An 18,716-nucleotide genomic window follows, 5' to 3' on the forward strand; every position below is an offset into this window, starting at 1 on the left:
CGTGCGGGGCGGCACGGGGGATCCCGGGTCATCACATCCGGTAACGAGGCTGGGGCTGGGAGCGCTCGTTACATGTTGTGGTCGCGCGGATCCTTGCGGACGTCGCCGACATAGAGAATGACGGTCTCCTTGCCGAGGTTCTTCCACCAGTGCGAGGTGCCGAAGACCTCAGGGCGGAGATCGCCGGCCTTGTGCACGATCGGGTCGATGCAGTTGGAGGCGTATTCGACGATCTCGCCCTGCTGCACGAAGATCAAAGCCGGGCGATCGTCATGGCTGTGCCAGGGCACGATGCCGCCAGGCTCGATGGTCAGCTTGCGGAAGCGCAGCTCGCGGCCCTCGATGTGCGCAGGCTGCTTGCCAAGGTCTATCGAGCCGAGCGTGACGTCGGTGACGCCGACCGGCTTGTAGTCGACCATCGGCTGCGCGTTCGGCTTGACCTTGCCGGCCGGGCACTCGCCCGCGAGCACGGGCTGCATGGTGAGCGTGAGCGCGCCGATGAGGGCAAGGCCAGGCCAGACAACGCGCGCTAATTCGAAGTTCTTGAACATAGGGAGGTCTCCTCTGTTGGCCGTAACCTCACTGGTCGCCGGCTATGAGATCAGCTTCGCCGAAGTTGAGCGTTCCTTGAAATGCCGTGTGTCTTTCGAAACGATAGCGAGCCGCTATGCGTGCCCAGCATGTGCTTGATGTCGGCCGAAAACGTCGGATAGGCGTAGACGTTGTCGCGCAGTTGCTTTGCGGTGATGCCGACCTTGATGGCGAGAGTGAAGACGTTGATCAGCTCCTGGCCGGCATGGCCGACGAAATGCGCGCCGAGGATGCGATCTGTGGCGCGATCGACGATCACTTTCGACCAGGCGATGGTCTCGGCATATGATCGCGACGAGAACCAGTCGCGCATGTCGTTGACGTGAACGTCGACTGCATAGCCAGTCTGCCGCGCCGCTTCCTCGGTGAGGCCGACGGCGGCGGCGCCGGCACGGTGTAGACCGACGTCGCCATGCCCGCGTAGTCGGGCGTGTGTTTCGGTCCGTCGACGATTTTGCGGCCGACTATGTCGCCTTCATAGGTTGCAATCGGCGACAGTTGCGGCGAGATCGGCATGGCATCGCCGCAGACGTGGACTCGAGGGTTCGAGGTCGAGCGCAGGTGTCGATCGATGGCGATCCGGCCGTTTACGTGCTCGACCTGACCTCTCGCCAGATCGAGTGAGTCGACATTGGCGATCCGGCCGGCGCCGTTGACAACACGATCGGCTTCGAATGACTGTTCGATACCACCATGGGTGAAGACCACCCGAAGCCGACCGCCGGCCGCCTCGATCCGCTGGACGGCGACGCCGGTCCTGATCTTGATGCCGATCCGCTCACTCTCCGCCTGCAGTTGCGCGACCGCATCAAGGTCCATCGCCGGGGGGAGCTGCGGCAGCGCCTCGAGAACCGCCGCGGCACCGGCGCGTGCAAAGACATGACCGAATTCCAACGAGATCACGCACCGCCGATGAAGACCACGGATACCGGCAGCTCGTGATCGCTCAGCATCTCGTCCGAGGTGATCATGTGCTCGGCGCCAGGAATTGGCAGCGATCGCGGCTTGGATCCGGTGACGATCACGACATGCCGGGCCTCGAGCACGCGATCGCCCGACGCGGATTGCGTTGGAGGCGACGACGGCGCCATGGCCCCCGATCACGTCGACGTTCCGGCGCGCCATCGCGCGGGCGAGGTTCGTAGGAATATCCTTGATCATCGCCTTCTCACGGTCGATCAGCGCGGCCCAATCAAGCCAGGGTTTACCGACCGTGATGTCATGAGCGGACGCGCGTTCGATGTCGTGCAGGGCCTGACCTGCCGCGTTCAGAATCTTCTTGGGTGTGCAGCCACGGTTAGGGCGAGTGCCGCCAAGATCGCGAGGCTCAATCATCGCGACCGAAAGGCCGGCGTTGCCGCCGCCCAGGATCACCACGTCGAATGTCTCGCTGGTCATAGGACGGGTCTCCAATGCCGGATGAGAGCGTCGCTTGGGCGACCGGGCCGCGCTTTCGATGCGGTCCGACGCCGGGGCATTCTTCGCTGCGTGCTACTTGGTTGTGATGGTGGAGGTGATGGACTTGACCACCATGGTCGCCATCTTGAACTGCGCTTCGCGATTCCCGATGTTGTGCCGCTTGGCGATCCAATCGAAATCGGTCCATACGGCCCAGACGTCGCCATTGTCGTCTTGCGTGAGCAGCAGGCGAACCGGCCAGTCCAGCCCCGCGTTGGGGTTAGCGGTGATGAATTGAGTACCGAGCGGCGGATTGCCGAAGATGAGCAGGGTGGAAGGCCGGAGCTTGATGCCGGCGTCAGCGGCAAGTTTCGACTGATCGACCTCCAGGAAGAACTTGATGCCCTTGGCGGCAATGTCCGACTTGATGCGGTTGATCGCTTCCGACATTGGTACCGCGCTCTTCAGGCGGACGATGCCATCATCGCTGTCGGCCCGCGCGACGGATGTCGCTGCCGAAAACAAGAGGAACAACAGCAGAAGCGAGGTCGCGAAATTTGTAAGACGTGAGGTGATGAGACGATTCATGGCGTTTCCTCCTCTAAATGGGCCGCTCGGGATTGCGTGCAGGATGGGCGCCGACTTCAAGGAGGTGAAATGCCGTCTGGCTCTTGAGGCGATAGCCCCACGCTATCGCGTGCGCGATAGGCAGCGGCTATCAAACCGATTGGGCATCGGCATTTCCGTTCCTCTGTGAACGGGCATTCGATGGCAGAGCGCCCGATCAGCGGGCGTTCATGTCAGGAGGAACATCCAATGACGAAGCTGCCCAAGAGCCTCATCGCCGCCGGCGCATTTGTGATCGCCACAGCCGCATTCGCGCAGACGCCGTGGGAGTTCAAGTCCGGTATGGCCTATCTCTATGATGGGCCGGGCAAAATGTCGGCCATGGCCTTGGCCTCAACTGAGAAGAACCACGAGTCCATGATGAAGCACGCGAAGAAGGTGCCCGAGAATACGGTGTTCTTCATGGACAACGGCTCGCTTTACTACACCTCCGGCAGGCTCGATCCGACCGGCAATTTTTACGTGAACTGACTATAGCGCCTCGCGCGATGGTCGCCCCTTGCGGGGCGGCCGAAATGCGAAATAATAGGTCCAACTCCTGTGCCGGAGCGGAAGATGACGTCCCTTTCACCAGTCGATGCCGAACGGCTCAAGCTTGCCTTCCAGCGCTGCCGTGACATGGAGGGAACGCTGAACGAGCAGCTTCGAGCCTATGCCGATGCCGGGCGCGAGATCTTTCCGGCCTATGGCGAGGCGGTCGATCGCCTAGTGGCAAGACTTACCGAGAACGGCGGCGGCGAGGATGCGCCGCGTCCGGGCGAGGTGATGCCGCCCTTCATGTTGCCCGACCACAAGGGGCGGCTGGTCACGCTGCCGTCGCTGCTCGCGCGCGGCCCGGTGGCGGTCATGTTCTTTCGCGGCCATTGGTGCCCTTTTTGCCGGCTGAACGTGCGCGCGGTGATCCAGGCGCAAGACCGCATCAGGGCGATGGGCGCGCACATCGTTGCCATCATGCCGGAGACGCAGGAATTCACCGGAACTTTCAAGGCGGATTCCGGCGCGCCGTTCCCGGTGCTGACCGATCTCGACAACGGCTATGCACTGTCCCTTAACCTTGCAATCTGGCTGGGAACCGAGATCCAGCGGCTGTTGTCCTATCAGGACATGGCGCGCTTTCACGGCAATGATGGCTGGATGTTGCCGATCCCGGCGGTGTTCGTCGTCGGTCGCGACGGCCTCGTGAAAGCACGCTTCGTCGATCCCGACTTCCGCAAGCGTATGGAGATCGATGATCTACTCAAGGCGCTGGAGCAGGCGAGCAGGGAGCATTGATCTTCACCTCGCCCCGCTTGCGGGGAGAGGAGTCGGTAAGCGCTATCCCGCAATCTCGCGCCAGTCCGCGCCGCGCAGCATGCGCATCACGGCTGATGCGACGGCGGTGCGCTGGCGGCCGGCGACGCCGTAGAGATTGACGGTGCGGCGGGCGTCCAGTCCTGCAACCGCAGCCCGCTTCAGGCTCGCCGGCACCGGCGAGGTGTGCGGTACCATAGCGACGCCGATGTCGGCCTCGACCAGCTCGATTAGATCGCGCTCCGAGGAAATCTCGTGGCTGTGATCGACGTCGATGCCGTGCTCGCGCAGGCTCGCCGAGATGCGCTTGGCATGCTCGCAATAATTCCGGCTGAGCAACTGCTCCGAGCGCAGATCGTCGAATTCGATATTGCTGTGTGCTGCCAGCCGATGGCCCTTGCTGACGACGAGCTCAAAATCCTCGGTGAACAGCGGCCAGACATCGAGCCGCTCCCAGGCCTCATCGATCTCGGCGGCGATGCCGAGCTCGGCCTCGCCCTTCTTCAAGTATTCAGCGACCTCGCGGCCCGAGCCACGCAGGAAGCGGAATTCGAGCCGGTTGAACTGGCGCTTGATCTGGTTGAGATGGGGAATGAGCAGCGCCAGATCGATCGAATGCGTCAGCGCGACGCGCAGCGCGCCGATTTCGCCGCTTTTGAACGAGGAGGCCAGCGACCGGGCACCGGCCGCGGCCTCGTAGCATTGCTTCAGGAGCGGATGCATGCGTTGGCCGAGCTCGGTCAGCTGCGCCGCCGGCCGCTCCCGGCGGAACAGGTCGCCGCCGAGCTCCGCCTCGAGCTGCTTGATGGCGCGCGTCAGCGAGGGCTGCGTCACATTGCACTCCTCGGCGGCGCGGGTGAAATTCAAGAGTTGCGCCACCGCGAGGAAATAGCGGACCTGGTGCATTTCCATGGATTGGCTCCCGGCAAGATCGACCCGGAATCTACCCGATAGGGGCCGCGAATGACATCCCAACCGCAATAGCGTCCACGTATGGTTTCGGAAGCCAACCGGCATTTCCGTTTGAGCAGGCGATCCCTCAGAGTTTGCGAAAGTCAGAGGTCGGTCATCAGGCCGGCCATCGCCAACGGAGGGTTTCGGCCATGGACATTCCCCTCAAACCGCAGACGTCTCAGTCCTTACGGGCACTTGCCGGCAGGGTCGCTCTGGTTACGGGCTCGACCAGCGGCATCGGGCTCGGTATCGCGCGGGCGCTGGCCGCGGCCGGCGCCGACGTCGTGCTGAACGGCCTTGGCGTTCTCGCCGAAATCGGGAAGGTACGCGAGCAGATCGCCGCCGAGTTCGGCGTCAAGGCGAGCTTTTCGCCGGCGGATATGGCCAGGCCGAACTCGATCGCCGAGATGATCGCCGCCACCGTCGCACAATCCGGCCGGCTCGATATTCTCGTCAATAATGCAGGCATCCAGCACGTCGCGCCGCTCGAGCAATTCCCTGTCGAGAAATGGGACCAGATCCTCGCGATCAACCTGTCGTCGGCCTTCCACACCACGCGGCTGGCGCTACCGGCAATGCGCCAGAACCGTTTTGGGCGGATCATCAACATCGGCTCAGCTCACGGCCTCGTCGGTTCGCCCTTCAAGGCGGCCTATGTTGCGGCTAAGCACGGCATCGTCGGCCTCACCAAGGTCACGGCGCTGGAGACGGCCGAAGAAGGCATCACCTGCAACGCGATCTGCCCTGGCTATGTCTACACACCGCTGGTGGAAGCGCAGATCGACGGCCAGGCCAAGGCGCACGGCATTTCCCGCGATCAGGTGATCCGCGACGTGCTGCTCACGCAGCAACCCAACAAGCGCTTTGCCACGGTGGAAGAGCTCGGCGCGCTCACCGTGTTCCTATCGACCGAGGCTGCGGCCTCAATCACCGGAACCGCGCTGCCGGTCGACGGCGGCTGGACCGCGCATTGATGGGCACGCGTAACAAATCGCAGCGATTTGCGAATATTCGACAGCTGCAAGCTCACCGGGAGCAGAACATGAACGGCATGCAAGGCAATACGCAGAGCATCAGGTCAACGGACCTGCCGGGCCAGGTCGTGCTGGTGCTGCAAGGCGGCGGCGCGCTCGGCTCTTACCAGGCCGGCGTCTACCAAGCGCTGCACGAAGCCCTAATCGAGCCGGACTGGATCATCGGCACCTCGATCGGCGCGATCAACGCCAGTCTGATCGCCGGCAATGAGCCACAGGCCCGGCTCGCACGGCTCAAAGAATTCTGGAAGCGGATGGAGCAGAATCCGATCTGGAATCTGCGCACCGCCTTTCCGGGCTTCAACGAGAAGCTCGCCTACTGGTCGACCGTCACCAACGGCATTCCTGGCTTCTTCCGGCCCAACCCGCTGGCGCATGCCGGCGATTCCTATCCGCTCGGCGCCGATCACGCGGGCTTCTATTCGACCGCTCCGCTGGAGAAGACGCTGCGCGAGCTCGTCGACTTCAGCCTGGTCAATCGCTGCACGCCGCGGCTCACCGTCGGCGCCGCGCATGTGCGCACCAGCCAGATGCGCTATTTCGACAGCCGTGATGGCGAACTGACGGTGAAGCATGTGATGGCGTCCGGCGCGTTGCCGCCGGCTTTCCCGGCGGTGCGGATCGACGGCGAGTTCTACTGGGACGGCGGCATTCTCTCGAACACGCCGACGGAGGCCGTGTTCGACGACAACCCGCGCCAGAACTCGCTGATCTTCGCGGTGCACTTGTGGAATCCCGTCGGCGCCGAGCCGACCACGATGGCGGAGGTGCTGAACCGGCACAAGGACGTGCAATATTCCAGCCGGATTGCGAGCCAGATCGCGCGCCAGCAGCAGGCGCATCGCCTGCGCCACGTCATCAATCAGTTGGCCGCGCGACTTCCCGAAAGCGAGCGCAGCAACCCGGCAGTGCGCGAGTTGATGAGCTACGGTTGCCCGACCCGCATGCATGTAGTGCGGCTTCTCGCGCCGCAGCTCGATCACGAGACCCACACCAAGGACATCGACTTCAGCCCGTCCGGCATCATGCGGCGCTGGGACGCCGGCTATGCTCACACCAGGTCTGTGCTCAAACGCAAGCCGTGGGTCGGCGAATTCGACCCCCTGTCAGGCGTGGTGTTGCATGAGCACATGGAAGAGATGCCGATGGCGGCGGAGTGATCGCACAGCCGGTTCAGCTGTTCGAAGTCGGAGGCTGGTTGAACCTATTGAAATTGCAAGAGAGAAAAGTAGCATAGCCTCCCACCGCATCAGGTCTGGGCCACCTATGTTTGCTATTCCGCGGCGCTATAGCCATTTCGTTTTTGGAGCCATCCAGTCTGGCTTGACTTGCTTCATTGCCGCAGGGATCGCGAGCAATCCATCGATTGCAACCGGTCATTTCCTTTGGAATTGGTTCGCCTCGTGGCTGATTTCGTGGGCAGCGATGTCGCCGGTGGTTCTGCTCGCCGCGCCCGCAATAAGGTCGCTATCGCTCGCTCTGACGCGGGACGAGCCTGCGAGCTAAGTGAAACTGGGTCGCCGCTATTCCACTGCGAGACCGATGCGCAGATCCGACCTTGGCCCGCGCACCTACGGATTCAATTTTTAAGCGCGCGATTTATCCGGCAAGACCATAAGTTTGCCCACCAAGTGATCGAGCGAGACGCGCCCCGGTCCGTAAGCCATGATGGCGAGCGCCATGGCCGCCCAGGTGATGTGAACTGGCCAGCCGTCGGGCACGGTGAGCTCGACGATGACGGTCATGAGCAGCAGTCCGAGCGCCGCGAACCGCGTGCCGAGGCCGAGGACCAGCAGGATCGGAAACAGGATTTCGCCACATCCCGACACGAACGCCATCACCGTCGGCGTCGGGTAATGATAGGGGCCGCCCGGAAGATGCAGCATGAACTCGTCGCTGAACAAAGTCACGGCGGTATTGCTCAGCTTGAGGAAGCCGTCCCATTTGAGAATGCCGGAGCGCCAGAACGGCACCGCCAGCGCCACGCGCAGCACGAGCTGGACGATCGACGGGGCGGCGATCGTCTGGACCAGGTGACTGGCCTTCTCGGCGAAGTGCCCGAGCGATGGCTGGCCGCTGCCCGCCGCGATGCGTTGTTCCGTCATCTTGCGTCTCCGGAAGTCACCGAGGTGAAGGCGCCGGCCTCGATCAGGCCGGCGATGTTGGTGGCAAGGTCGAAAGCCGGGAAATCCTCCAGCGCCGCCGCGGCAGCTTCGCCGAGAGGGCGTCCCGACGTCAGGCAGGCCAGGAAGATCGCGCCGCCAGGCGGAAACCGTCGCACCGTGACGTCGAAGTCCGGTCGCGTGATCAACGCGTCTTCCGGCGTCGCGGCGTCGATGGTGCCTGCGGGTTCCGTCCCGCGGTTGGCGGAAAAGATCGTCACCGCTGCGGAAGACGAGCGTATGATCCGCGTCGCCGGGTGCGTCGTGAAGACGAGATCGGCCAATTGGTCCGGCGCGACTTTGGACAAAGGGATCGGGGAAAACGCCGCGGCGTCGGCGGCGTGATAGGCATCGAGCCAGGCCCGTTCGATCCGGGCGACGTCGGCGAGCCAGGGCAACGATTGCGCGTATTCGTAGCGTTCGATGAAGGCCGGAAAATCACGACCGTATTCGAACAGAAGCGGTGATGTCGGCGGTGTCTCGCGGATGTGGAAGCGCGCCATGGCGCGGAAGAAATCGGCCCCGGTGATGCGCTGCACCGCCGGATAGGTCGCGGCGAGCGCGTCGATCAGGCTGACCGTGACATTGTTGCGGTAGACGTTGTAGCGCTTGGCCGCCGCCTTGCCGTTCGGCCCGGTGACGACGGATGGCACCTCGTGCGCAGGATCGAGCAGCGCCGGCGCGAAGGCGGCCGCATAAGAGGCGTGCTGCTCAAGCGGCATGGCGATCCCCCACGGTATCGCAGCAATCGAGGATTGCCTGGGCTGCCTCCGCCTCGGCTTTCAAGATCGGCCAGTCCGGGATCTTGCTGTCCCACTCGATCAGCGTCGGAATGGGGCCGCAGCGCGCGATGACGATTTCGAACAGCTTCCATACGGCGTCCGCAACCGGACCGTCATGGCTGTCGATCAGCAGCACGTCGCCTTCGTCGTCGCTCTGCTCGGCATGGCCGGCGAGATGAATCTCGCCGACGCGCGCAAGCGGGAAGTCGGCGAGATATTGCAAGGCCGAAAAGCCGTGATTGGTCGCGGAGACGAAGACGTTGTTGATATCGAGCAAAAGGCCGCACCCGGTGCGCTGTGCGACGCTGCGGATGAAATCGGTCTCGCTCATGGTCGAAGCGCGAAACGCGACATAAGTCGACGGGTTCTCCAGCAGGATCGGTCGCCGGATCACCTCCTGCACCTCGTCGATATGATCGCAGACGCGATCGAGCGTCGCTTGTGTGTAAGGTAGGGGCAGAAGATCGTTGAAATAGCTGGTCTCATGCGTCGACCACGCCAGATGTTCGGACACCAGCGCCGGCTGATAGCGTGCGACAAGACCGCGGAAGCGCGCCAGATGCGCGCGGTCGAGCGGCTCTGGCCCTCCGATCGACATGCAGACGCCGTGCACCGAGACTGGATGATCGCGGCGCAGGCGTTCCAGCGTTCGATGCGGCGGACCGCCCGCGCCCATATAGTTCTCGGCATGGACTTCGAAGAAGCCGCGCTGCGGACCCTCGCCGATAATTGCGCCGAGATGCTCGTGCTTGAAGCTCGTCCCGGCGACGCCGCCGAGGGGCAAGGAAAAGCGGAGGGGAATAGTCGCAGACGCCCGAGCCTTGATCGCCGCGTTCATGTCGCTCCCTCCGCTGTTGTGGTGATGTGTTGAATTGCCGTGTCAAACCGGCTTCAGCGAACCCTTCTTGCCGCCCGGCAGTTCGATACTAGTGCAGGTGCCGCCCTGGACGAATTTCCACGCGTTGCCCTGGAAATCGACCGTCGAGGTGCCCTGACAGGTCGTGCCCGGTCCCGCCGCGCAGTCATTCTGGCCTTTCAGCGCGACGCCAAAGCACTTCTCCTTCTTGGCGGCGACGGCCGCATCGGCCTCCGCCTTGGTCAGGGGGGCGGCGGAGGCCAGTGTCGCGAGCGCGGTGGAGACGGCGCCGGCGAGGACGAGCGAACTGATGGTGGTTTTGGCAGACATGAGAATTCTCCTCTCGGGGTTGCTTCGCCTCGACAGGCGAAGGCGCATGGCCTCATTCGTTCCCGCTGCAGCCTTCGTTACCGGGTCAGCCGCTCACGAGTCTGTGAGACCGTTGCGCGCCGCGCACGACAGGGTGCGCTTGGGGCGGATTAGCGGGGAAGCGGCCGGACAAGGCCAATGCCTTATCCCTATCGAGACGTTAGCCAGCGGGCATTGGAGGGGGCTTCGGGCATTTGCGAGATGTAACGAACGGGCGCGCACCGCGTATAGCCATACCAGTTGGCGTCGCCATCGCCCCAGCTTGCGGAGTGGAAACAACAATGATGGCCAGTCCCGGACGACGATATGGCCCCAACCCGCTTCAACCGGTCGCCAAGCGGCTCACGGTCAGCATCCGACTTGCGGTCTCGGCGCTGGTCTTGACCGCGATCCTGCTGACCGCGGCACTGTCCAGCCTGTTGTGGTGGCGGACCGCGGAGGCGACCAGCCGGCAGTTGGCCTCGACCATCAACGCGCAGATCGTGGCCGCCGTCCGCAAGGAGGTCTCCGCGATCGTCGACGAGGCGCGTGCCGCCCACACCGCCATTCGCACGCTGTTCCTGCAAAACGTGCTCGACACCCGCGAGGCGGACAAGCGCGAATTCGTGTTCCTGTCGCAATTGCAGTCGCAAGCGACGATCTCCTGGGTCGCCTTCGGCTGGCCCGACGGCGCGTTCTTCGCCGCTCACAAGCTCGGCGACCGCCGCATGGAAATGATGGAGATCTCGCTGACCGATCATCCCGGCCAGCGCCGGATCGACGAATATGACGTGGTACCGGGCGATATCGAATTCGCCAACCGCCGTTTCGAGCCGACCGATTTTCGCGTCGCCGAACGGACCTGGTTCAAGACCGGTCTCAAGGCGGAGGAGCCGGAGTGGTTCAAAGTCGCCGATCACCCGATCGGAGAGCGGCCGTCGATTGCGTATGCCGGGCCGATCGACGTCTACCAGGAGCGTCAGGGTGTGCTTGCAGTCATCATCGAATACACGAGGCTCGCGCGTTTTCTGTCGCAGCTCGAGGTCGGCCATACCGGAACCGCATTCATCTTCGATGGCGCCGGCGAGCTCGTGGCGGCGCCGGACAAGGACGCCGACGAATTGCATCCCACGCGTGGCGAGCAGAAGCTGCTGCCGCTGGCACAGATGGCGCTGGCAAAAGCCGGCGCCGAGGGCCGCAAGGAGGCCTGGCGAAGCCGGCTTACCTCAGGCGGCGCAGCCTATGAAGTCGCGCTCACGCCGTTGCCGTTTCCCGGCTGGCGGCTTGCAACCGTCATTCCAGAGGCCGAGTTTCTCGGACCAGTCGAGACGACGCTGCGACGATTGATCATCGGCCTTGCCGTGGGCGCGGTATTCGCGGCGTTGGCTTCGGCGGTGCTGGCACGTACGGTGATTGCAGCACCCCTGTCCCGCGTCGTTGGCGAGATCCGCCACGTCGAGACCTTTGCGCTGGAGCTGGTCCGCCGGCATCCCTCGCGGCTCAAGGAGATCGCGAGCCTGTCCGGGGCCATTGCTGAGATGGCTGCGGGGCTGTCCGCCTTCCGCAAATTCATCCCGGCCGATCTCGTCCGCGGGCTGTTGCGCCAGGGCGTCGAGGCAAAGCCCGGCGGCGCCATTCAGGAGCTGAGCGTGATGTTCATCGACATCGCCGGCTTTACCGGCCTGTCCGAACGCATGGGCGATCGCGTCGTGCCGCTGTTGTCCCGCTATCTCGATCTCGCCTCGGAGGCCATCGTCGCTAATGGCGGCACCATCGACAAGTTCATCGGCGATGCCGTGATGGCGTTCTGGGGCGCGCCGCAGCCGCAGCCCGATCACGCGCTACTGTGCTGTAGCGGGGCGCTGGCCTGCCGCCAGGCGATCGAGGACTCCGGCTTGGTCGATGACCAGGGCAAGCCGCTCCAGATCCGGATCGGTATCAATTCCGGCCGCATGCTGGTCGGCAATATCGGCTCAGAGCTGCGCCTGAACTACACCGTCATCGGCGATGCCGTGAATGTCGCGAGCCGGCTCGAGAGCGCCAACAAGAGCTACGGTACGCAAATCCTGATCGGCGAAGAGACCGAACGCCTGGCGCGCGGCGCGATCATCACCCGCGAAATCGACAGCATCGCGGTCTATGGACGGGAAGAGGGGCTAGCCGTTTACGAACTGGTTGATCTTTCAGAGGAACGCGAAGCGAGCCGCCGCGCATCCTGGATAGCACACTATGAGCGAGGGCTCGCGAAATATCGAGATCGGGACCTGACTGGCGCGATAGTTGAATTCGAGGCTGTACTGCGGGACCGACAGCAAGATCAACCTGCCGAGGTGCTGCTAGAACGCTGTAGGCAGTTGCAACGGAGGGATGCACCCAAAGACTGGCAACCGATTGCGGTGTTGAAGTCAAAATAGTACTTGCGCGTCGTGGCGGTGGCGGTCAGATTCGAACCTTCCAAATCTGCTTTCGGTGTAGAGGCTACATTCGCCGAACTGACCAAGCCACTCGACACTTCCATACGCTGCTGCCTATCGCGAGAAACGTTTCCCAACGTTCCCGAGCCAGGGCACAAGACGCCTTAGACGCAAATCGCAACCTGGAGCGAATGTCGGTATCGGTGGTTGGCCTCCCCGCAACCACGCTCCAATGCGACGACGTACTCCGGTTACGGCGTCGTGATTATTCAGCCGCGCTCGAAGGCGCGACCGGTGCGAACGCATACGCGTTCTTCTGCACGAACTCTCGAACGCTCATCGGGGGTATGCCGGTCAGCCCTTCGACATCCTTGCTGAACCGATCGTACCTGTTGTCCCGATGGAGTTGGGCCATTGTCACGACGTGCGAGATAACATGAGGTGGTATCTCGAAGGCGGCAAGTTGGTCCTTCATCATCTCGGGCGGAACGTCAACATACGAAATCGTACGGCCAAGCGCGGCCGAGAACTCGCGTGCGACCGCGTCCAAGTCCTGCGAAACATGGCCGGTCAGGTGATAGGTCTTGCCGATATGCTCTGTGGGATCGCTCAAAATTTCAGCGATCACTCGAGCGACATCGAAGGCGGCAATCGCTGAGTTCTTTCCCTTTCCCAAGGGCGCCATAATCTTATTCTGCATGGTAACGCCCGTGACGCTTTGAAGGAAAAGTCCTTCCATGAACGCAGTTGGTCTTACCTCCACTACTGGAAGCCCGGACCAGGACAATATCTGCTCCGCCAACCAATGCTGCTTTTGTTGGGGCTGGCGGACGTGTTGAAGATGTCCATCTCGTTGACGGTCATCTGGGAGAGATTGACGAATGCCTTCGCGCCATGGTGCTTTGCAACGCCAGCGACGTTGGCAGCGGCTTCGAGATAGCTCGGCGAGACCGACATCCCGAAGAAGACGTTCGCACCCCTCGATCGCCCGATGTGCTGCCGTAAGATCGAGCAGATCGCCGACCACGACCTCGGCGCCTAGATCCCGCAGTGTGGCGGCCCGCTCGTCGTCAACCCGAACCTGTGCCCGTACCCGGACTCCGTGAGCGAGAAGCAGCTCTGTCACCATACGGCCCACCGAGCCGATCCGCCCCGCCGCCCCCGGTCACGAGGATCGGAAGTTCTTGCTGTGTCGCGTTCATCTTCGCCTCGCATTGGAATGCACATGCATTGCCGCACCACGAAGCCTCAAAGCCGCGGGTCGATCGGGAATATGACGTCGCCCCGTCATCCTTTGAGGAAAGCCAACAGATCTGCGTTCACTTGGTCCGCGTGGGTGACGCACATGCCATGCGGAGCGCCAGCATATTCCTTCAAGCTTGCGTTTGGCAGAATTTTCACCGAGCGCCGGGGGCAATGTCGATAGGAACGATCTGATCGTCATCGCCCTGCAGGAGCAGGGTTGGGATGGTCATCTTCTTGAGATCATCCGTAAAATCGGTCTCGGAGAAGGCCTTGATGCAGTCGTACTCGCCCTGGAGGCTTCCCATCATGCCCTGAAGCCAAGAAGAATCGATCTGGCCCTGCGAAATCTTCGCGTTGGGGCGGTTATAGCCAAAGAACGGAATCGCCAGTTCTTTGAAAAACCCAGCCCGATCGGCTACCAGGCTCGCGCGGAGGCCGTCGAAGACACTCATAGGCGCTGTCGCGGGTGTCTGCACCATGTGCGGAGGCACCGCGGAGATCAGAACCGCTTTCGACAGACGCGACGTGCCGTGACGGCCGACATAACGGGCGACCTCGCCACCGCCGGTCGAATGACCGACCATCGTCGCGCCCTTGATGTCAAGTGTTTCAAGGAGGCCGCGAGATCATCGGCGTAGGTATCCATATCGTTGCCGGTCCATGTCTGGTCCGATCGGCCATGGCTGCGGCGGTCATGGGCGATGACGCGATAGCCGTTGTTCTGCAGGAACAGCATCTGGGCGTCCCAGGCATCGGCGGTGAGCGGCCAGCCATGGGAGAAGGTCATGACCGGACCGGCGCTCCAGTCCTTGTAGTAAATCGTCGTGCCGTCTTTCATCGTTACCGTCGACATGTGATCAGATCCTTTGTGAGAAGCGTGGTGGGCGGCTGGTTTGGCATCGCTCGCCGTCTTGGCGAGCGTCACCTTCGGGAGGCCGAGAGCCGCCACAACACCGCCACCAGCGAGGAGCAGATGGCGTCGTGAGGTCGCGGAATTGATGGGTGCACTGGTCGTCATGTCGACTCCCCGGTTAAGGACTCTGCTGAGGGTGGCCAACCAGCACGTTGAAGTCCTCCGTGCTCATCCAGTAGCAAAACGGGCTCTCCCGTTCGCCTCACACACGACATGCCTGCAGATTGATCTTCTAAGCTGACAACGTCGTTCCTCGTCAAAATTCGGGCAACGCCGATCGACTGATTATCGAGAAACAGCTTCGATGCTGCCGCATAGTTGTTTTCGTTTACGAGATCACGGAATCGCAAAGCATTAGGGAGTATTCGAAAGCCGCAAGCTTCTCCCATGGCTTTGAATGTCGTTTCTGCTGCCAGGCCAGTTGCCGAGGTTGAGGCCATGGCGGCGACCGCGATCCATCTGGAGTAAGAAAGCATGCCAAATACCTCGCTGCGTTGCCTAGGCGGCAAGCACCGCCCCGAATGTCTTCTGAGAAATCTCCAGCCACCGCACCGGCGTCGCGAACGCCTCGCGCCACCGCCAAGGCTCTTGGTCACTGCGCATTTACGACGCGTCGCCGATCATCGATATCCGCGACGTCATCGACGGAAGCGATCGCCGGGTGCGGTTTGCGTTCGCGCTTGCGCTTGTCGATGGCCCAGAAATCGAGATCGGCAATAACCTCGCCTTCGCCCGATCGCAGCGGTGCGCCCATGAGTTTACGCTCTGGAGAGACGATCGCGGTGAAGCAGCCGCTGGAAATCGGCTCGATTCTGCTACCGGTGTCCTTCATAATCCGGGCTTGCTGCTCGGCATTCAGCCACGCTGTCGCACAGACAACGAAACACCCGGCCTTCAGCGCGTGTTGGCGGATATTGATGGCTATCTGCTCGGAGAAGCCGTCGCCGGCGAACGAGCCGGGATACATGGCCGAGTGGATCTGCTCGCCATCGGCCATCAGGGCATAGCGGGCCAGCGGGTTGTAGTGCTCCCAGCAGGCCAGTTGACCGATGCGCCCCACGGCGCTGTCGACACAGCGCAGCCCGGAGCCATCGCCCTGACCCCAGACCATGCGTTCATGATAGGTTGGGGAGATCTTGCGGCAGTGCTGAATGACTACCTGAATTCACGCAAGTTTCTGTCGTCGATTGTTGCCGATACCAACAGAAATACCAACAAGCAGACGTGCCGTATTAGGTGGCAAAAATAAAACAGCAGGCTCCCCGGCAGCAGGGCAGGCACCATGCCGTTCCGGTCTCCACAATGTCCCGACCGGAATCGAACCTGGCTCTGACTCGAAATGCCGGAGGCTGGGACGATTTCGGGGGCGACTCTGTTGCCTGGACGCGAGACCGACGCCAAATGCGCTGATCGTGCGCCGCTGATCCGCGATCTGCTGGACGTCCAATGACGATGGCGTGCCAATGTCCGACAACACACCGAACGCGGCTCTGCGGACATGGGCTGCGATACTGCCCCGGCGGTGACCATTGCGCGCACGGTTTCCACTCGACCGCGTCGGCCCCGCTCAACGAGGAGGTCGCGTTCGACGGCGTTGTAGTGGAAGTCCAACTCGCCCACGACTCTGAGAGAGAAGCGCTGGTGGCGCGACGAGGTTGTGCGGCGCCGGCTTGGCAGGGGCCGACAAGAACAAGATCCGCGGATCTATAACTGTGCTGCCTATTGGGCCGGACGCATGCGTTTAATGCAGCGTTGGACTGATCGCCTCGACAGCCTGCGCGACGGTGCGCCCGCCGTCCCGCTGCGCAGATCGGCGGTCTAGCTTGCTCTCGCTTCGACCCTCGGCAGCGAAGCATGATATTCATCCACGCTGTCGAGGTCGATCATGGTCTTACCTCCCATCTTGTAGGCCCTGATCCTCTCGTGGGCGATCAGCAGCTCATAAGCCTTTGCCTTTCCGAATTTGCCATAGCGGCAACCATCCTTGAACTCGACGAGCCGGCGCCGCTTGTTGTCATGATTGTCAACCACGGTTCCTGCGTGTGCTTCGATGATTTTCCGCCACAATCGGATCAAGTCCCGCTGAGCGAGATCGGCATAGGCACTTCCATGGCGCGACCTTGGTGTCGATGCGGGGTTACCAGGAAGGCACTGCTTTTGTGGTAGCTGATGAGGTTCATGCTGACTTGTTTCGACGCCATCTGCGCGTAGCCCAATTGCCCGAATGCGTCGATCTATGTCGCCTGCGGTGCCAAACAAAGGGCTCTCTGATGCCGCGACTAACTCCTGCGCGCTGTAGCGTAGAAATGGGACAGACCGTATGCGCTGTTGGCAAGTTCGTAACACGCCGTCCCCGTGCTCACTTCGCCCCGTGTGCAAAGAAAAGACGAAAGTCGGCGTGAAGGCGCGCCAGCGCCCGGCCCGGGGCCTTTCCAAGCGTCTGGATGCCGCGCTCGTCGTGGATGAATTTGGCAGCACTGGTGGTCATACCCGCCGCCAGCAGCGCATCAATGCGTGCTTGAACCTCGGGCAGGGACCGAATCTCTCCGGCATCAAATCGCCGGCAAAACTGACATCATGAGCGAGTTCACGGACCAGCCTATAGAGTCAACTGATGGAGAGTTGCGCCTCAATGCGGCTGTGCTAGTACGCCCACTCTCGAATCGAGGAGCTAAAAGTGACGAAGAAGGCAAAGAAGACGGCTACGAAGAAGAAACCAGTGCGTCGCGAATACACAAAGGCTGACGTGAAGGAGCTGCGCGCTCATTCGAAAGCGAAGACTCCGGTTGCAAAAATTGCGAAGCTCACAAAGCGCTCCGAAGGCTCACTCCGCCAAAAGGCGCTCAAGCTTGGAATCCGGCTCGGTCACCAGCGCTAGAAGGCGGCATCATGACGCTCTTCAATAGAGTGTTCTCGACGAGAACGTTGTTGCAAATCATCTGCGTTCTTGTCGCTGTTGTCGCAATGAAGTTGTTGGGCGCTCACTATGACTTTAGCTGGGCAGCCGCAGTTGCGGTTGACTAGAAGAGCACCTTAGCAGGCTGAGCAGAAAAGAAGTACGCCTAGTGGCGAGCTATCACGCGGCGTTCAAGCGTACGAAGTAATGGCGCCTTCAGAGCCGCAGGGCGAAGGAGCCTAGTCAAAAATCTAGCGCGGGCAATTTCCCGATATATGTGCGGCAGGACTCGAACCAGCAACCACGCCGTTATGAGCGGCGGGATAATGGCCGCCGCCGTTGATTTTCCTGCGCTTTACGTGGAATTCGGCCACGTTCGTTGCGCTTCGTGCGGGTTGTTTCTGGTGCGAAACTGGTGCGGTTCGTCCGCAGTTGAAACTTGGATTTAGGGCATATGCTGTTGGTGATAACGTGAGAACGCAAGACAGTCCCGGCGACCGACGGCAAGCGAATTTCGTGCGCCATGGTGCCGGCTGATCGCGGCGGCCTGTCAAGGTCAGCCTCAACCCGGTTCGCAACGCGCTATCGGTAGCGAGCCAAAGACGTTCATGGGAAAGCAAGCCAGGCGAAAAAGATCGTGAGTTTCTTCGAGCGTCTAAAGACAGAAGCATCCGCCGAGTGGCGGGCCTACACCGAGCATCCCTTCACGAACGGGTTGGCAGACGGCTCGCTCGCCGAAGCGGCGTTTCGTTACTACCTTGCTCAGGACTACCTGTTCCTCATCGAGTTTGCTCGCGCTTACGCGCTCTCGGTCTACAAGTCGCCCAAGCTTGCCGACATGCGTGAAGCGGCGGCCGGCCTCTCGGCCATCCTTGATGTCGAGATGAATCTATCGCGTTTGGATCGCCGAGTATGCCGGCGAGCCATACCAGGAGGGCGCGGCGAAGGCGCGGGCGCACCTGGAGCGTCTCGCCGATCTCTACGCCACGCCGGCCCGCGAGGCAGAACTGATTGCGATCTTCAAGGAAGCCGCCCGACTCGAGGCAGACTTCTGGGAGATGGGCTGGCGCGCGGGCCAGCGTGTTGAATAAGAATTTAGGCTATCGTCAGGCTCATAACCTGAAGGTCATAGGTTCAGATTCTATCCCCGCAACCAAGATTGATACTGAAAACCCAGCAACCTCAATGGATTGCTGGGTTTTTGTT

General features: G+C 61.9%; 18 protein-coding genes, 1 tRNA gene and 4 pseudogenes. 10 read left to right on the plus strand and 13 right to left on the minus strand.

The genetic code is table 11. From position 1 onward, the window contains the following. Window positions 1–68: 68 nt before the first annotated feature. The 4 genes and pseudogenes from ABIA90_RS43095 to ABIA90_RS43115 all read right to left on the minus strand — a co-directional run bounded on the left by ABIA90_RS43095 (window position 69) and on the right by ABIA90_RS43115 (window position 2,577). Window positions 69–551: a cupin domain-containing protein gene (locus ABIA90_RS43095; protein WP_354121874.1), complete on the minus strand. Its 483-nt coding sequence runs from the start codon at window positions 549–551 to the stop codon at window positions 69–71. A 50-nt stretch (window positions 552–601) separates the two neighbouring features. Next, window positions 602–916, minus strand: a pseudogene (locus ABIA90_RS43100) (oxidoreductase dimerization domain-containing protein); the annotation flags it as partial. Continuing rightward, window positions 847–1,989, minus strand: coding sequence for an FAD-dependent oxidoreductase (locus ABIA90_RS45665; protein WP_502917523.1), 1,143 nt, complete (start codon window positions 1,987–1,989; stop codon window positions 847–849). The gene ABIA90_RS45665 and the pseudogene ABIA90_RS43100, both read right to left, overlap by 70 nt. Window positions 1,990–2,082: 93 nt before the next feature. Beyond that, a complete protein-coding gene (locus ABIA90_RS43115; protein WP_354121871.1) occupies window positions 2,083–2,577 on the minus strand; it encodes a DUF302 domain-containing protein in 495 nt (164 codons plus the stop codon). A 228-nt stretch (window positions 2,578–2,805) separates the two neighbouring features. Here ABIA90_RS43115 and ABIA90_RS43120 point away from each other — a divergent pair, with 228 nt between their 5' ends. Both ABIA90_RS43120 and ABIA90_RS43125 read left to right on the plus strand, forming a co-directional pair. Further along, entirely contained in the window at window positions 2,806–3,087 is a 282-nt protein-coding gene (locus ABIA90_RS43120) for a hypothetical protein (RefSeq protein ID WP_354121870.1), read from the plus strand. A gap of 84 nt (window positions 3,088–3,171) precedes the next feature. Next, a complete protein-coding gene (locus tag ABIA90_RS43125) occupies window positions 3,172–3,888 on the plus strand; it encodes a peroxiredoxin-like family protein (RefSeq protein WP_354121869.1) in 717 nt (238 codons plus the stop codon). 42 nt (window positions 3,889–3,930) lie between these two features. On the opposite strand, the gene ABIA90_RS43130 is transcribed toward ABIA90_RS43125, so the two are convergent. Continuing rightward, entirely contained in the window at window positions 3,931–4,818 is an 888-nt protein-coding gene (locus tag ABIA90_RS43130) for a LysR family transcriptional regulator (protein ID WP_354121868.1), read from the minus strand. 191 nt (window positions 4,819–5,009) lie between these two features. On the opposite strand from ABIA90_RS43130, the gene ABIA90_RS43135 reads away from it, so the two are divergent. From ABIA90_RS43135 to ABIA90_RS43145, 3 genes are all read left to right on the plus strand, one after another. Then, window positions 5,010–5,834, plus strand: coding sequence for a 3-hydroxybutyrate dehydrogenase (locus ABIA90_RS43135; protein ID WP_354121867.1), 825 nt, complete (start codon window positions 5,010–5,012; stop codon window positions 5,832–5,834). Window positions 5,835–5,902: 68 nt separating this feature from the next. Continuing rightward, the gene (locus ABIA90_RS43140) at window positions 5,903–7,054 is read left to right on the plus strand and encodes a patatin-like phospholipase family protein (protein WP_354121866.1); all 1,152 of its coding nucleotides are present in this window, start codon (window positions 5,903–5,905) and stop codon (window positions 7,052–7,054) included. A gap of 106 nt (window positions 7,055–7,160) precedes the next feature. Next, entirely contained in the window at window positions 7,161–7,400 is a 240-nt protein-coding gene (locus tag ABIA90_RS43145; protein ID WP_354121865.1) for a DUF2798 domain-containing protein, read from the plus strand. A gap of 80 nt (window positions 7,401–7,480) precedes the next feature. Here the strand turns inward: ABIA90_RS43145 and ABIA90_RS43150 are convergent, their stop codons facing one another. From ABIA90_RS43150 to ABIA90_RS43165, 4 genes are read right to left on the minus strand one after another with little or no spacing between them, the layout of a single operon-like run. After that, window positions 7,481–7,999, minus strand: a complete 519-nt coding sequence (locus ABIA90_RS43150; protein ID WP_354121864.1) for a DoxX family protein — start codon at window positions 7,997–7,999, stop codon at window positions 7,481–7,483. Further along, window positions 7,996–8,778, minus strand: a complete 783-nt coding sequence (locus ABIA90_RS43155; protein ID WP_354121863.1) for an HvfC/BufC N-terminal domain-containing protein — start codon at window positions 8,776–8,778, stop codon at window positions 7,996–7,998. Before ABIA90_RS43155 ends, ABIA90_RS43150 begins: the two co-directional genes overlap by 4 nt. Next, the gene (gene bufB, locus ABIA90_RS43160) at window positions 8,768–9,676 is read right to left on the minus strand and encodes an MNIO family bufferin maturase (protein WP_354121862.1); all 909 of its coding nucleotides are present in this window, start codon (window positions 9,674–9,676) and stop codon (window positions 8,768–8,770) included. The genes ABIA90_RS43155 and bufB overlap by 11 nt, the downstream gene beginning before the upstream one ends. Window positions 9,677–9,718: 42 nt before the next feature. After that, a complete protein-coding gene (locus ABIA90_RS43165; protein ID WP_354121861.1) occupies window positions 9,719–10,024 on the minus strand; it encodes a BufA1 family periplasmic bufferin-type metallophore in 306 nt (101 codons plus the stop codon). Between the two features lie 320 nt (window positions 10,025–10,344). On the opposite strand from ABIA90_RS43165, the gene ABIA90_RS43170 reads away from it, so the two are divergent. Beyond that, a complete protein-coding gene (locus tag ABIA90_RS43170) occupies window positions 10,345–12,456 on the plus strand; it encodes an adenylate/guanylate cyclase domain-containing protein (RefSeq protein WP_354121860.1) in 2,112 nt (703 codons plus the stop codon). 265 nt (window positions 12,457–12,721) lie between these two features. Here ABIA90_RS43170 and ABIA90_RS43175 read toward each other — a convergent pair whose 3' ends face one another. The 4 genes and pseudogenes from ABIA90_RS43175 to ABIA90_RS43190 form a co-directional block, all read right to left on the minus strand. Continuing rightward, window positions 12,722–13,585 (minus strand): NmrA family NAD(P)-binding protein, encoded by an 864-nt coding sequence (locus ABIA90_RS43175; RefSeq protein ID WP_354121859.1) that lies wholly within the window; start codon window positions 13,583–13,585, stop codon window positions 12,722–12,724. 158 nt (window positions 13,586–13,743) lie between these two features. Further along, a pseudogene (locus ABIA90_RS43180) lies at window positions 13,744–14,554 on the minus strand (alpha/beta fold hydrolase). Between the two features lie 736 nt (window positions 14,555–15,290). Next, a pseudogene (locus tag ABIA90_RS43185) lies at window positions 15,291–15,755 on the minus strand (nitrilase-related carbon-nitrogen hydrolase); the annotation flags it as partial. A 677-nt stretch (window positions 15,756–16,432) separates the two neighbouring features. After that, complete coding sequence (locus ABIA90_RS43190) at window positions 16,433–16,873, minus strand: hypothetical protein (protein ID WP_354121858.1); 441 nt, start codon at window positions 16,871–16,873, stop codon at window positions 16,433–16,435. Between the two features lie 139 nt (window positions 16,874–17,012). Between ABIA90_RS43190 and ABIA90_RS43195 the strand changes: the two genes are divergently transcribed. From ABIA90_RS43195 to ABIA90_RS43210, 4 genes and pseudogenes are all read left to right on the plus strand, one after another. After that, window positions 17,013–17,195, plus strand: coding sequence for a hypothetical protein (locus ABIA90_RS43195; protein ID WP_354121857.1), 183 nt, complete (start codon window positions 17,013–17,015; stop codon window positions 17,193–17,195). Between the two features lie 96 nt (window positions 17,196–17,291). Continuing rightward, a complete protein-coding gene (locus tag ABIA90_RS43200) occupies window positions 17,292–17,492 on the plus strand; it encodes a hypothetical protein (RefSeq protein WP_502916682.1) in 201 nt (66 codons plus the stop codon). Between the two features lie 655 nt (window positions 17,493–18,147). Then, a pseudogene (locus ABIA90_RS43205) lies at window positions 18,148–18,601 on the plus strand (thiaminase II/PqqC family protein). Further along, window positions 18,580–18,666, plus strand: a tRNA-Met gene (locus ABIA90_RS43210). The pseudogene ABIA90_RS43205 and the gene ABIA90_RS43210 overlap by 22 nt, the downstream one beginning before the upstream one ends. Window positions 18,667–18,716: the final 50 nt, after the last annotated feature.

The organism is Bradyrhizobium sp. LA6.8 (assembly GCF_040547935.1).
GTDB lineage: Bacteria > Pseudomonadota > Alphaproteobacteria > Rhizobiales > Xanthobacteraceae > Bradyrhizobium > Bradyrhizobium barranii.